Source organism: Enterococcus sp. DIV1726a (genome assembly GCF_051710985.1).
In the GTDB taxonomy this organism is placed as follows: domain Bacteria; phylum Bacillota; class Bacilli; order Lactobacillales; family Enterococcaceae; genus Enterococcus_B; species Enterococcus_B hirae.
Window position 1 is genome coordinate 2681780 of the sequence record NZ_JBIOLS010000001.1, and the last position, 13694, is coordinate 2695473.

15 protein-coding genes and 1 other annotated feature (1 of these 16 cut by a window edge) are annotated in these 13694 nt (G+C 38.0%); of the genes, 1 reads left to right on the top strand and 14 read right to left on the bottom strand.

What is annotated here, in order from left to right:
- Window positions 1–315: 315 nt before the first annotated feature.
- The 6 genes from recA to yfmF all read right to left on the bottom strand — a co-directional run bounded on the left by recA (window position 316) and on the right by yfmF (window position 7442).
- The gene (gene recA, locus IGJ27_RS12175) at window positions 316–1356 is read right to left on the bottom strand and encodes a recombinase RecA (RefSeq protein ID WP_010720621.1); all 1041 of its coding nucleotides are present in this window, start codon (window positions 1354–1356) and stop codon (window positions 316–318) included.
- A 105-nt stretch (window positions 1357–1461) separates the two neighbouring features.
- The gene (locus tag IGJ27_RS12180; protein ID WP_081204242.1) at window positions 1462–2709 is read right to left on the bottom strand and encodes a competence/damage-inducible protein A; all 1248 of its coding nucleotides are present in this window, start codon (window positions 2707–2709) and stop codon (window positions 1462–1464) included.
- Between the two features lie 315 nt (window positions 2710–3024).
- A complete protein-coding gene (pgsA, locus tag IGJ27_RS12185; RefSeq protein ID WP_010720623.1) occupies window positions 3025–3603 on the bottom strand; it encodes a CDP-diacylglycerol--glycerol-3-phosphate 3-phosphatidyltransferase in 579 nt (192 codons plus the stop codon).
- Between the two features lie 168 nt (window positions 3604–3771).
- Window positions 3772–4662, bottom strand: a complete 891-nt coding sequence (locus IGJ27_RS12190) for a RodZ domain-containing protein (protein WP_010720624.1) — start codon at window positions 4660–4662, stop codon at window positions 3772–3774.
- 229 nt (window positions 4663–4891) lie between these two features.
- Window positions 4892–6181, bottom strand: a complete 1290-nt coding sequence (gene yfmH, locus IGJ27_RS12195; protein WP_178306312.1) for an EF-P 5-aminopentanol modification-associated protein YfmH — start codon at window positions 6179–6181, stop codon at window positions 4892–4894.
- Window positions 6174–7442, bottom strand: a complete 1269-nt coding sequence (gene yfmF / locus IGJ27_RS12200) for an EF-P 5-aminopentanol modification-associated protein YfmF (RefSeq protein ID WP_160231917.1) — start codon at window positions 7440–7442, stop codon at window positions 6174–6176. Before yfmF ends, yfmH begins: the two co-directional genes overlap by 8 nt.
- Window positions 7443–7677: 235 nt before the next feature.
- Between yfmF and mscL the strand changes: the two genes are divergently transcribed.
- Window positions 7678–8142, top strand: a complete 465-nt coding sequence (gene mscL, locus IGJ27_RS12205) for a large conductance mechanosensitive channel protein MscL (protein WP_010720627.1) — start codon at window positions 7678–7680, stop codon at window positions 8140–8142.
- 90 nt (window positions 8143–8232) lie between these two features.
- Here the strand turns inward: mscL and IGJ27_RS12210 are convergent, their stop codons facing one another.
- The 8 genes from IGJ27_RS12210 to epsC form a co-directional block, all read right to left on the bottom strand.
- The gene (locus IGJ27_RS12210; RefSeq protein ID WP_178306311.1) at window positions 8233–8670 is read right to left on the bottom strand and encodes a GNAT family N-acetyltransferase; all 438 of its coding nucleotides are present in this window, start codon (window positions 8668–8670) and stop codon (window positions 8233–8235) included.
- 92 nt (window positions 8671–8762) lie between these two features.
- Entirely contained in the window at window positions 8763–9008 is a 246-nt protein-coding gene (locus tag IGJ27_RS12215) for a Veg family protein (protein ID WP_005875105.1), read from the bottom strand.
- A 113-nt stretch (window positions 9009–9121) separates the two neighbouring features.
- Window positions 9122–9700 carry a sigma-70 family RNA polymerase sigma factor gene (locus IGJ27_RS12220; RefSeq protein WP_034700053.1) on the bottom strand — a complete coding sequence of 193 codons (579 nt, stop codon included), beginning with the start codon at window positions 9698–9700 and terminating at the stop codon, window positions 9122–9124.
- A gap of 77 nt (window positions 9701–9777) precedes the next feature.
- The gene (locus IGJ27_RS12225) at window positions 9778–10308 is read right to left on the bottom strand and encodes an NYN domain-containing protein (protein WP_034700055.1); all 531 of its coding nucleotides are present in this window, start codon (window positions 10306–10308) and stop codon (window positions 9778–9780) included.
- A gap of 4 nt (window positions 10309–10312) precedes the next feature.
- Window positions 10313–11200, bottom strand: a complete 888-nt coding sequence (rlmB, locus tag IGJ27_RS12230) for a 23S rRNA (guanosine(2251)-2'-O)-methyltransferase RlmB (protein ID WP_178306310.1) — start codon at window positions 11198–11200, stop codon at window positions 10313–10315.
- Window positions 11193–11588, bottom strand: coding sequence for a Mini-ribonuclease 3 (locus IGJ27_RS12235; protein ID WP_010720633.1), 396 nt, complete (start codon window positions 11586–11588; stop codon window positions 11193–11195). The genes rlmB and IGJ27_RS12235 overlap by 8 nt, the downstream gene beginning before the upstream one ends.
- Window positions 11585–12997 carry a cysteine--tRNA ligase gene (cysS, locus tag IGJ27_RS12240; RefSeq protein ID WP_053765951.1) on the bottom strand — a complete coding sequence of 471 codons (1413 nt, stop codon included), beginning with the start codon at window positions 12995–12997 and terminating at the stop codon, window positions 11585–11587. Before cysS ends, IGJ27_RS12235 begins: the two co-directional genes overlap by 4 nt.
- Window positions 12994–13530, bottom strand: a complete 537-nt coding sequence (gene epsC / locus IGJ27_RS12245) for a serine O-acetyltransferase EpsC (protein WP_010720635.1) — start codon at window positions 13528–13530, stop codon at window positions 12994–12996. The genes cysS and epsC overlap by 4 nt, the downstream gene beginning before the upstream one ends.
- Window positions 13531–13605: 75 nt before the next feature.
- Window positions 13606–13694, bottom strand: a binding site (T-box leader); it runs 152 nt beyond the window's last position.

Genomic DNA, 13694 nt, shown 5'->3' on the forward strand with positions numbered 1-13694 from the left:
GCATTAATGAAAATTAAGAACAAAAAATGACTTTTAAGTAACATGTTATCCCTTCATTTAAGTAGAATAGTCCCTTTCTGTCGATGTAGTCAATCACTGCTTAAACATCCCCATTTTCCATTATGTTTTAGGAGAAAGTATAGTCAAATGACTACTTAAAAGACAAAAAATAAGCCGAAATTTTAAAAAATTTCGGCTTATTAGATTCAATCGACAACATATCAAAGGAAAACACTTTCTCTGAACGACGCGAGTTCTCTCGATGCTCAAACATCCTTTGAATAGTTATTCGATTATGTCTATTCTTACTTCGTCTTATTCCTCTAAAGGAAGTTCTGCTTGCGTTTCTTCGGGTATTTCTACATCTTCACCGATCCCATAAGCCGCTCGGACTAAAGCAGAAACTTCTGCCATCATTTCGGGATGAGTGGACATGTAATTTTTTGCATTCTCACGACCTTGTCCAATACGATCTTCTTTGTAAGAATACCAAGCACCACTTTTATCAACGATATCTTTTTCAACCGCCATATCAAGCAATTCTCCTTCTTGAGAAATTCCTTGCCCATACATCACATCGACTTCAGCAATTTTGAATGGTGGCGCTACTTTATTTTTAACTACTTTGATCTTCGTACGGTTACCAACAATGTCTGTTCCTTGTTTCAATTGTTCCGCACGGCGCACTTCTAAACGAATCGTTGCATAGAATTTTAATGCACGTCCACCAGGTGTGATTTCAGGATTACCGAACATCACTCCAACTTTTTCACGAATTTGGTTAATGAAAATAGCGATCGTTTTTGTTTTATTGATCGACCCAGATAGTTTACGCAATGCTTGTGACATTAATCGAGCTTGTAACCCTACGTGAGAGTCACCCATTTCTCCATCGATTTCAGCACGCGGAACTAAAGCGGCAACCGAATCGACTACTACGATATCTACTGCACCACTTGATACAAGCGCATCAGCGATTTCTAGTCCTTGTTCCCCAGTATCTGGTTGTGAAAGAAGTAATTCGTCAATGTTTACCCCTAATTTTTGAGCATATTGTGGGTCTAAGGCATGCTCAGCATCGATAAAAGCGGCTGTCCCGCCATTTTTTTGTACTTCAGCGATTGCATGTAAGGCAACGGTTGTCTTACCTGAACTTTCAGGACCATATACTTCAATAATACGTCCTCGTGGGTAACCACCAACACCTAAAGCAACATCTAATGCAAGAGAACCACTTGGGATAGTCGAAACTTGTTGGTCGATTTTTTCGCCAAGTTTCATGATCGAGCCTTTCCCATAGTTCTTTTCAATTTTTTTCAACGCAGCATCTAAGGCTGCTTTACGATCATCTGCCAATACGATAATCCTCCTTATATTCACAAATCAGTGCGACATTTCATTGTACTAATCATATCGTTTTTAATGACAAAAAGCAAGAAAAAACCGAACAAATATTCGCATTTATTTTTTTCTTAATAGTTGTCTTCTAATGAGATCAAATCCTTGCATTACTGCGCTATTCCTTATATGAGAACGGTCTCTGGTAAATTGGTATTTCTGCGAAATGACCTCCCCTTCACTTGTTGCAACCGCGATCCAAACTGTTCCAGCTGGCTGTCCTTCTAAGGTATCTGGTCCAGCCACTCCAGTAAACGAAATCGCATAATCTGTTTTTGCTAAATTACGTGCTTGGATAGCCATTTGTTCTGCACATTCTTGGCTGACGGTTCCATGCTGCTTCAATAGTGCATCATCGATGTGTAAAAATTCTGCTTTAGTTTCTAAAGAATAGGTAATGAAGCCTCCTGGGAAGACTTGAGAAACACCAGAGATCTCTCCCAAAGCTGATTGAAAGGCTCCAGCAGTCAAACTTTCTGCTGCAGTTATTGTTTGGTTTCTTTCCTTTAATAATTCTACGACCACTTTAGGCAATGAATTATCATCACCATATCCATAGAAGTACTCACCTACTCTCGCCAATACTTTTTCTTCCAAAGCAAGTAAGGCTTGGTTTCCTGCATGTTTGTCTTTGGTCTTCACAGTTAATCGTAAAGTGACTTCGTTAGGTTTTGCGTAAGGGGCAATCGTTGGGTTGATCTGTGTTTCAATCAAGTCTTTTAATTCTGTGACTAGTTGGGATTCCCCGATACCGTAAAAACGTAAAACTTTTGAGATCAGCATTTCTTCAGATGGAAAGTTTTGCTCCAATAATGGGCGAGCTTGTTCAATGAACATTGGCTTTAATTCACTCGGTGGTCCAGGTAACAAGAGATAGACATGGTCTGCTGTTTGATAGAACGTACCTAATGCTAAGCCTGTGCGATTAGGTAAAGCAATCCCCCCATCGATGATTTGTGATTGTTGTAAATTGTTTTCAGTCATTTTACGCTTGGTCGTTTCAAAAAATGCTAACAATTTTTTATAGCCTTCGGTGTTTTGGATCAATTCTTCCCCTAGATGTTTCGCAGTAACTTCTTTCGTCAGGTCGTCTTCTGTCGGTCCCAACCCTCCACATAAAATGATCAAGTCACTTCTGGTTTCTGCTAATTGGAGTAATGATTCTAAGCGGTCGGGATTATCACCAACCACCGTTTGATAATACACATCAATCCCGAGGTCTGCTAACTGTTCGGATAAAAACGTGGCATTCGTGTTGACTACTTGTCCTAGTAAAAGTTCTGTCCCTACTGCTATGATTTCTGATTTCATTTTTTCGCTTCCTTCATTACAACAGACGAATTCTCGTTGGCCTGTTTTGGTCTCTTCTCAATCTCTTTTTATCTACTAATAGTATACGCCATTTGCTAAACGTTTCATTTATCATTTGCTCATTTTCTGATAAAGAGTTTCATCATTTTCATCTTCATCATAAGATAGCTATGCATCTAGCTAGTTTAGAAAAATGGCGATCAAATAAATGATTGAAACGTGAATCAGCATAAATAAATTCGTCTTACCCCAAAATATAAAATGTTATTTTGGGGTAAGACGAATTATCGAAATGGTACATCTTTGTAAGGAATCTTACATCGAACCTTTGAACACACCACTATTTTTCATAAAATAATCAACACCTGAATAAATCGTGAAGATCAAACAAGCATACAGCATGATTTGATCCATCGGTAAATTGATCAGATTAAATGGAATATTATTGATGAATAACAAAATAATAGCCACCATTTGCGTAGCCGTTTTTACTTTTCCTGGCCACGCTGCTGCCATGACTTCCCCATCTTCGACTAACAATAGTCGCAGACCGGTAACAGCTAGTTCTCGACAAACGATAATCGCAACTACCCATCCTGGTGCCTTACCTTGCCCCACCAACATGATAAAAGCGGTCATCACTAACATTTTATCTGCTAATGGATCAGCAAACTTTCCAAAATTGGTGACTAATCCTCTGGCACGAGCAATTTTTCCATCGAGCCAATCGGTAATACTTGCTAAAGCAAAAATAATCGCTCCTACTAATTGCGTCACAGCAAGTGATGTTGTTCCTACGGTTACTTGTCCCCAATCTAAGGGTAATCCGACAACTAAAATAAAAATCGGGATCATACAAATTCTAAGTACAGTTAATTTATTTGGTAAATTCACACTATCGACTCCTTTCTTCCCTATTCTACGTGACTCGTTCTAAACTTTCCACCGATAATGATCAGTTTTTATCAGCAGTCGTGAAAAAAGATAAGCACCTAAGATGAATCTGCCTTCCCAGGTACTTATCTTGTTTTCTTTTTTCACATCATTCTACTTATAAGCGATTTACTCTGCATACTGTAGTGTCAATGTGACATTTTTAGGATTTTGATTATTCGCTCCTGGATTAACAGGGATTTCTTCCCCGTTTATCTTAACCGTTGCATTACTTGCAGCTCCTAATCGAATCGTTGCATTGGTTGCCGTTTCCGGTAATTGCGTGCTTTGTGTTTCATTTGCTGCTAATGTCCCTTGATAAACATAGGCATTATCCACTAATACACCGATCCAAATTCGGTTAGTCGCTGCAAATTCAAGTGTAACAGGTTTTTTCGCATCCGTAACATTCACTGCGATCGTACTACCTGTGTCTTCACCAGCCGTAATCGCCATCTTTTTCTCTTCTTGTGTTGTTGAAGTGGTTGTCGTACTTGTTGAAGAAGAGGATTCACGCTCTTTCTTAGTGCTAGATGTCGTTTGTGTAATTGCACCGTCAACCGAAACTGAAGTTGCCGTTGTATCAATAATCGGGTCAGATTTTCGATCCTGCCAAGTCATATAACCCACAACAGTAATAATTGCTAAAGCGACTAAACCAAGTAAAATAACCGGTAGACTTGTCCAAAACTTACTTGGATTGGCTTCTTCCTGATGCATCGCTTTTCTCGAACCACTCACTGTTTCTGGTTCAGGACGTGCGACAACTTCTCCAGCTGATAATTTGCTTTTCCCATCAAATACATCAACTAAATGATCGCCATCTTCACCGACAGCTTCTGCATATTGACGAATAAATGCCCGAACATAAAATTTTCCAGGTAGTTGATCAAAATCATCATTATCGATTGCTTCTAGATAACGTTTTTGAATTTTCGTAATCTGCTGTAATTCATCTAAAGATATTTTCTTATTTAGGCGAGCTTGCCTTAATGTTTCTCCGATGGTTTCAAAAGCCACTCGTTCATCTTCTCCAGTCTTTTTATTCTAACCAGCAATTGTATAAACGCTAGTCGTCTAATTGTTCCTTTTCGTTAAGAATGTAACACGCCATACACCAACGCCCATTTTTATTCTTTATCTTCTTAAGAATACCATAAACGAAGTTATCCTAGGGTAACATTGAATGCACTCTATAACGAAATTTAAGAGTTTAACTACTTTCCCATTCGTCGTCTCTACTTCTATATCAGACATTTGGCTGCATATAAAACTCACTGAACGCTTCTTCTTTGATAAAAGAACGACCTACTTTTAATACATCTGCTAATTGAATGGATTCAATAATTTCTGGTAAATCAAATAATGTTTGATCCCCAAATAGGCTTTGCGTGAATTGGTTTGCAATGTATTCCAGTGAATTTAATGTTTGGAAATATTGTCCTAACATCTTTTTCTTCAACAATGTTAGATTTTCTTCAGACAGTTCTTGATCCTCTTCAAAATGCAGAAGAATTTCTTTCACTTTTTCAGCTGCTTTTTCTGGCTGATCCGTGTCTCCGCTAAAGTCAGCAAAATGAAATTCTCGATCTAAACTAAATTCAAAACCGAAGCTGTCATCAATTAAACCATCATTGTACATTTTCAAATAATTTTGAGAAGTATTCCCTAATAACAATTGGAATAAAAGATTGAGAGCGGTCTTGTATCTCAATAATTCCTTCCCTTCTGCTGGTAAAACATCTAGCCCTTTGATTCCCAAGACAAACTTATCTCTAGTGATTGCTGAGCGCATTGAGCTTTTCGCAATAATATCACCATTATTGTCAGGGAAATAACGTTTGATTTTTTGAGCTGGTGGAAAATCCTTAGCATTTTGATTGGTTCGAATCAATTCCATCAACTTTTCCGGCTCTAATTTTCCTACTACGAACAAGACCATATTACTTGGCTGATAAAATGTCCGATAGCAGGTGTATAAATCATCAGCAGTGATTGCTTCAATACTTTCAACTGTGCCAGCTATATCGATATGCAAAGGATGTTCAGGGTATAAATTATTCAAAATGCCAAAAAACATCCGCCAATTTGGATCATCTTCATACATTTGTATTTCTTGTCCAATGATCCCTTTTTCTTTATTAACAGTTTCTTCCGTAAAATAAGGTGCTTGGACAAAATCAAGTAAAGTCGTCAAATTTTTTTCAACTTGATCTGTCGTTGAAAATAAATAACTTGTTTTGGTAAAACTGGTAAACGCGTTAGCTGAGGCCCCTTGTTGTCCAAATAATTGAAAGACATCGCCATCCTCTTTTTCAAACAATTTATGTTCCAAGAAATGGGCAATACCATCTGGAACTTTTATCTTTTTATCTGAACCAAATGGAATAAATTCATTATCGATCGAACCGTAATTTGTACTAAATAAACCATATGTCTTATGGTAATCATTTTTAGGTAATAAATAAACAGTCAAACCATTTGGTAATACTTCATGGTACAGTGTTTCGTTGATTTGATCATATTCTGTTTTATTCATTTGTTGTACCTCCGTCTAAAAAGAAAATTGCCTGCAACTCGATTTGTCGAGCTATTTTTTGGATGTCTTCGACCGTTACTTTTTCCATCCGTTTTAACCATTCGTCAGCTGTTAATTTCGTTTCTGGCAACCAATTCTCTAAATAGGCAGTCTCGACAGCTACTTGCGGGGCATCTAATGATAATAGATATTGGTTTCGTAACATGGCCTTAGTTTGTGTCAATTCAAGTTCTGTGACTTCCCCATTTCGTAGACTTTCTAATTGTTCATGGATCAGATGCAATACTTGGTTACGTTTACGTCCATCAATTCCTGTTTGTACACTTAGGAATCCACGAAAAGTATCAATGCTACTGGAAGCATAGTAAGCTAGGCTCTCTTTTTCACGAACATTCATAAATAATTTAGAGTGTGGGAAACCGCCAAATAATCCATTGAAGACCATCAATGAAAAACGATCCGGTTGGTCATAATAGACATTGGTTTGATAAGCCAAATTTAATTTCGCCTGAGTCACTGGTTCTTCGATCTGTCGTTCTTTGATGATATTTTCTTGCGGTTGGCTATAAAAAATTTCCGGGTGTAATCTTTCTCGCTCTGGAAATGCCCATTCACTAAAAGCTGCTTGGACTTCTGCAGGAGAGACATCTCCCACTACGAAGATATCGATCTGATCTTCTGTGATCATCTGATGATAATAGTCAGCTAACACTTCAGCTGTGAGTTCATCTAGATCTTCGATTGTTCCAAAACTTGGTATTTTCTGCGCCTCCGACTGATCAAAATACAACTCTTGAAGCGCCAGTGAAGCCATCGTTTGCTTGTCTTCATTTAAGCTCTCTAAATAAAGTTTCAAATTGTTTTTTTCTAAAGCAAAAGTGGCTGGATCAAATTTTTTCCCCGTAATGTTTGGATAAAAGAGAACTTCTTTCAAAAAAGCTACAGCTTGGTTTAAAATGCTGGTATCGTTGATATACTTGCCATTGACAAAGTTGATGCTAGCATCCAACCAGTGAAGATTGCCTTTTTTTCTCACGGACGTTCCAAAACTAGCACCATAAAGATCCGCCAATTTTGCACTTAACTGAGTCTGGTCAGGATAATTTAAACTGTTCGTTTCTAACAAGCTACTTAAAAGGGAACGTTTCGTAATGACTTCTTTTTTTAAACGCGTAGTAAAGCGAACAAAGATACGAACCGTTTTATATTGTTTTGTTTGCAAGACGTGGAGGTTTACACCTTCTGCCAGTTGATATGTCATAGTACATGCTCCTTTATTAGCAGTTCGTTCTCCGACATGGTTGATTTTATCTTGGAGGATAAAAGAATATGTGGCTACTATTTTTTACTGCTTTAATTCTCTCTTGCATCACTTAAGAGTCACCTTCTAGTATAGCATATAAGTACTTGAACGACAGACCTTAGCCATAAATGCATGTCGTTTTTATATTTTTTTATTCTTCGTTATACTAAGGATAAGTGAGAGGAGGAGAAAAATGATTAAAGAATTTAAAGAGTTTATTATGCGTGGCGACGTATTAGATTTAGCCGTTGGGGTTGTTATCGGGAGTGCATTTACTAGCATTGTCAATCAGATCGTTCAAGGTTTGATCACACCTCTTGTAGGCTGGGTTGTAGCGATGATTACTGGCACGTCTGATTTGGAAGGCGCCCTTTCTATCTTGGACTGGTCACCTACTAAAGGAGTTACGTTTGCTTTCGGCAATGTTATTAGTGCAATCATAACATTTATTATTACAGGGTTTGTCTTATTCTTAGTGGTGAAAGCAGCCAACCACGCTAAAAGATTACGTCCTGAAAAAGAAACAGAAGAAGCACCTGCCAAACCAACTGCTGAAGATTATTTGAGCGACATTCGTGATCTACTTGCACAACAAACAGCAGAAAACAACGGACGACCAACTACACAAGCTACAGTTGATCAGACAACTGAAAAATAAAGACAACTAAATAACACAAAAAAGAACAGCTATCAGTTTTCACTGTAACTGTTCTTTTTTGTATTGCGCTACTTAATCTTCATGATCACTTTAGCTCAATTTTTTCATATCGATATGGGGAATATCATCTTCTAAATAAACATCTGAAATGGCTTCGAATCCAAATGACTCATAAAAAGATTGAAGATAAACTTGTGCCCCAATAACGATCGGTCTTTGAGGGTAATTCGCTTCAATCATTTCAATCGTACGTTGCACGATCTTACGTCCCAGCCCTTCTTTACGATGCTCACTATTGACCAACACTCGTCCAAAATGAATGGTTCCATCTTCTTCAAAAATACGTGTATAAGCAGAAATTTTCCCTGCTTCATCTTTGAAATACGTATGCCAAGCTTGGCTATCAATTTCATCCACTTCTTGGTAGGGACAATTTTGTTCTACGACAAAAACAGCAATGCGTTCTTTGACAATCTCATAAAATTCTTGAGTGGTCAAATCTGCAAATTTTTTTACATAATGTTCCATTTGAAAGTGCCTCCAATTCTCTTTTTTTCAGCATACCTATTTCCAAACAAAAAAGCAAACGAACCTTATAAAAAACTAGGCTCGCTTGCTTTTTAAACTGCTTCAGTTAAAAATTCAATCTCGACTGTTCGAGTAAGTACATCTGAATAGCTATACGATACTCGTTCAAAAGAATTTTCTTCAGGATCCAAATCAACAACGAATACTGAAGGATAGGTTTCTGTTAAAACGCCTCGGCGTTCTGTTTGACGCTTTCTTCCTGTCTGAGCAACCAGCATGATTGGGCTGCCGATACGACCTTCTAAATCTTTTTTGATTGTAGCTAAAGTTGTTGGCATACAGTTCACCTCATTACCCAATATACCACACTTTCTAAAAATTTTCAAGTTTACCATATAAAAAAAAGAAATGCAATAAAAACAAATAAGAAAAACATTAATAATTTTATAAATTATTCCTCATGATAATTTTTGAGATGTTGTTTTATTTTAAATTTCACACGGCTATACGCACTCTTGACTTGTTTGACATCCATTGAAAGTTCCTCTGCCATCCTCTTGAAATCGGTTCCTTGCATATAATAATAAAATATTTTTGCTTCCTTTTTTGAAAATTTGATTTCACAATCTTCAATGGCTTCATTTAACAGTAATCGTTGCATCGCAAGTGGTTCTTGAGTAGTGATTTCTGCTAAAAAGTCCGGACCTTCTGTTTCAACCTTCTGATCAATCGATAATTCATCTTTTTGGTCTCTGCGTTTCAAGGCATTTTGTTTTCTTAATAATGAATAAATTTGATTACTGATAATGCTTTTATAATAGCTGCCAAAGCTAACGCCTTTGTTATTTTCATAAGTCTTTAAAGCCTGGTATAAGGCGATCCTTGCTTCTTGTTCCCAATCTTCATACACATAATTTCTTAGGTAGTACATATTTTTTAAACGTAATAAAAGTGGAAAATATTTTTGATATAGGATAGCGAATGCTTCTTCATCACCGTCACGTGCGGCGCGCAATAACTCCTCAGACATAAAATAATTCCTCCATCTCTTTCGATTATGGAGGAATCTTACCATCAATCATCCGATTGACTAATCATATAACTGTGTTATCTATCTTTTCGCATTAAATCGTCTAACTTTTGGGACAATTTTTCTAATTGTTCTTTACTCCAAGGCGAATTACGACGAAAATTATCAAATTGCATATTTATATTATCTTGTGCAATGTTTTTCTCTGTTTTCTGGATCGTTTTATATAATTCATAGGCAGAAGTCCGCAAAGCCCCTTGTGAAAAGATCATCCATTGCTCGGCTAAGTCACTCGTGGCAACAGTTACTTGCGTTAAACGATCATTCAATTGGCCAGCAATACGTTCAATATAACTATCTGCCGTTTCATCTTCTTTTGTAAAGACGACTTCTAATTGGTATTTCTTGTAGTTTTGCTGAATGCCTGGAACCAATTGTGCATCAAAAACAACTATCACTTCAATTCCTTCGTATTTGGCATAATTTGACAAACGATGCAACAAAGCTTCTCTAGCATCCGCCATCTTTTCTTGTTTTTTCAACAAAACGAGTTCTGGCCAAGAACCGATCATGTTATAACCATCAACAATTAGGAGCTGCTTTTTCATCTGATCACTCTCCTTGACGTTGAGAAAAAGCTTGATACATCAACAATCCAGCAGCAACACTCGCATTCAAACTTTGAACGTGACCGACCATTGGAATGGTCAAAAGTTCGTCCATTTCTTTTTTCAATCCAGGACTCATTCCTCGTCCTTCATTACCAATCACTAAAGCAATAGCGCCTTTTGCATTCCATTTTTGGAAATTTGTACCATCCATATCTGTCCCAAAAACCCAAAAACCGGCCTCTTTTAGTTGTTGGACTGCTTGAACAAGATTGGTCACTCGTGCTACAGGTACATGTTCGACTGCTCCAGTAGAGGTTTTTGTGACGATTGGCGTAATGCCTACCGCCCGATGCTTAGGAATGATTACGCCGTCTACCCCACTTGCATCCGCTGTTCGTAGGATCGAACCAAAATTGTGAGGATCTTCAATACTATCTAAAATGACAAAGAAAGGTGTTTCTGTTTTTTCTTTGGTTTGCTGAAGAAGCTGGTCTAAGGATAAATATTCATACGGGGTAATCGCTAAGACTACTCCTTGGTGTACACCATGATCACTTAATGTATCTAATTTTTGTTTTGGTACCCATTTAACTGGTACAGCTTGATCTCTAGCAATGTTCTTTAACTCTTCGGTTTTTTCTCCCCGTGAGTCCTCTTGTAAAAATAATTTATTCCCTCTACCTTGTTGTAAGGCTTCTACTGTTGCATGATGACCAAAGACAAAATTATCTTCGATTGCTTCCTCTTTTTTCTCCCCAACTACAGGTTCATAGGAAGTGTCATAATGGTTTCGCTTTTTTTGCGATTTTTTCTGTGATGAAGCGTTCATTGGCTGTTTCGTTGCTTTTTTACGTTTGTTATAATGACGTTCTTTTTGTTCTCTACCCATTTTTTTCACCGACTTTCTGGATACACCATTCAATTAATTCTTCTAAACGTTCTGTTTGTTTCGTCAAATGCAGATACCCCATCAAAGCTTCAAAACCTGTGGCAATTCGATAAGTTGTGACATCTGCATTTTTTGCACTTGTATGACTTTTGGCATTTCTACCACGACGATAAAAAGTTTCTTCTTCTGGTGTCATCAATTTTTCTTCTAGCATCTCTTTAATCAGATAAGCTTGTGCTTTTGCTGAAACATAATTCGTGGCTGCTTTATGAAGTTTATTCGGTTTAGTCGCCCCTTGTTCGATCAAATAGTCACGAATATAGATCTCATAGATGGCATCTCCTACATAAGCTAAAGCTAGTCCGTTTAATTGTGTATAGTCTTTCATGCTTCTCTTCTCCAACGAGTTCCTTGCGGTGTGTCATCAAGCAAGATCCCTTTTTCTTTTAATTGGTCACGGATTTCGTCACTACGGGCAAAATCACGATTTTTTCTTGCTTGCGTACGTTCTTCGATCAACTGCTCGATCTCTTCATCAAGTAATTCCTCAGATGTAAATAAAATACCAAAAATAGCCAACCATTGGGTAAATAATGCTTCCCCTTTTGCTAGAACATCCGCTGAAACAGTTGTTTTCTCCAAATACGTGTTTAACCATTTTGCCAATTCATAAACGACGGTAATTCCATTCGCAGCATTAAAATCGTCGTCCATTTCTTCAATAAAGCGTTGTTCGATTTGTTCAAGCTCAGCTAAATACTTTGTGTCATCCGCCAGAGATTTTTCTGCTGTTGCTAGGCGGAATTTAAGATTATCAAATGTATTTCTTAAGCGTTGCAAGTTTGTCGCTGCTTCCTTCATCGTTGCCTCACTATAACGAATCGGTCGGCGATATTGAGTTGTTGCCATGAAGAAGCGTAACACTTGTGGATCTACCGTTTGGATCATTTCATGGACAGTAATAAAGTTACCTAATGATTTACTCATTTTCTGATCATCATCGCCAATCGTGACGTAACCATTGTGCATCCAATAATTGGCAAATTTCTTTCCCGTTTTTGCTTCGCTTTGGGCAATCTCATTTTCATGATGTGGAAATTCTAAATCTTGCCCACCACCATGGATATCAATTGTTTCCCCTAAATGTTTCGTTGCCATAACGGAACATTCGATGTGCCATCCTGGACGTCCGGGTCCCCATGGAGAATCCCAAGAGATCTCATTAGGTTTTGCTTTTTTCCATAGTGCAAAATCAAGCGGATCTTCTTTCTGACTTTGTTCTGCTCCCGTCCGTTGACTCGCGCCCACTTCTAACTCATCAATCGATTGATCACTAAGTTGTCCATAGGTTGGAAATTTTCTTGTACGGTAGTAGACATCGCCATTTGATTCATATCCATAACCTTTTTCGATCAATACTTGGATGAAAGAAATAATATCTGACATATGTTCCATCACACGAGGATGCGCAGTAGCTGGCTCCACATTCAACGCCTTGGTATCTTCTTCAAATGCTTGGATAAAACGGTTGGCTACTTCTGGCGCCGTGATCCCTAATTCATTAGCAGCACGAATGATTTTATCATCTACATCAGTGAAATTGGAAACATAATCGACTTGATATCCCCGATATTCAAAGTAGCGTCGAATCGTGTCAAAAGCAATCGTGCTGCGGGCATTTCCAATATGAATATAGTTATAAACAGTCGGACCACACACGTACATACCGACTTTTCCTGCTTGAATCGGTACAAATTCCTCTTTTTGTCTAGTCAATGTATTGTAAATTTTTATCATTCTGATCTCCTCACTTTTTCTCCATTAATCCGTACTACTTTTGCAGGAACCCCCACGGCTGTAGCATAATCTGGAATGTCTTTTAAAACGACTGCACCGGCACCAATCTTCGTATGTTTCCCAATCGTGACCGGTCCTAATATTTGAGCATTGGCAGAAAGCATTGCCCCTTGTTTCACTGTGGGATGCCTTTTGCCCGTTTCTTTACCTGTACCACCTAACGTAACTCCATGAAAAAGAACTACATCATCAGCGACCTCTGCGGTTTCTCCAATCACGATCCCCATCCCATGATCGATAAAAACACCTTGTCCGATCTGGGCTCCAGGATGTATCTCGATTCCTGTTATAAATCGCCAAAATTGTGCATTGATTTTTGCCAGCAAGTAAAGTTTATGCTGATATAAGTAATGTGACACCCGATGCCAAAATAAGGCATGAAACCCTGGATATGTCAAAACGATTTCTAATGTTGAACGAGCAGCTGGGTCATTTTTTTTAGCTGCCTCTACCGCTCGGGCAAACCACCCCATCGTCATCGCTCCTTCCTCTCAATAATTTATGTAGTTCTCTGACAAATAAAGAAGCGCCTTTAACAAGTTTCCTTATTAAAAGACGCTAATTGGCGTGGTTCCACTTTTATTTATAATCAGATATGATTACCTCTAGCTGTTAACGTAAGCTTATACGTTCTCGA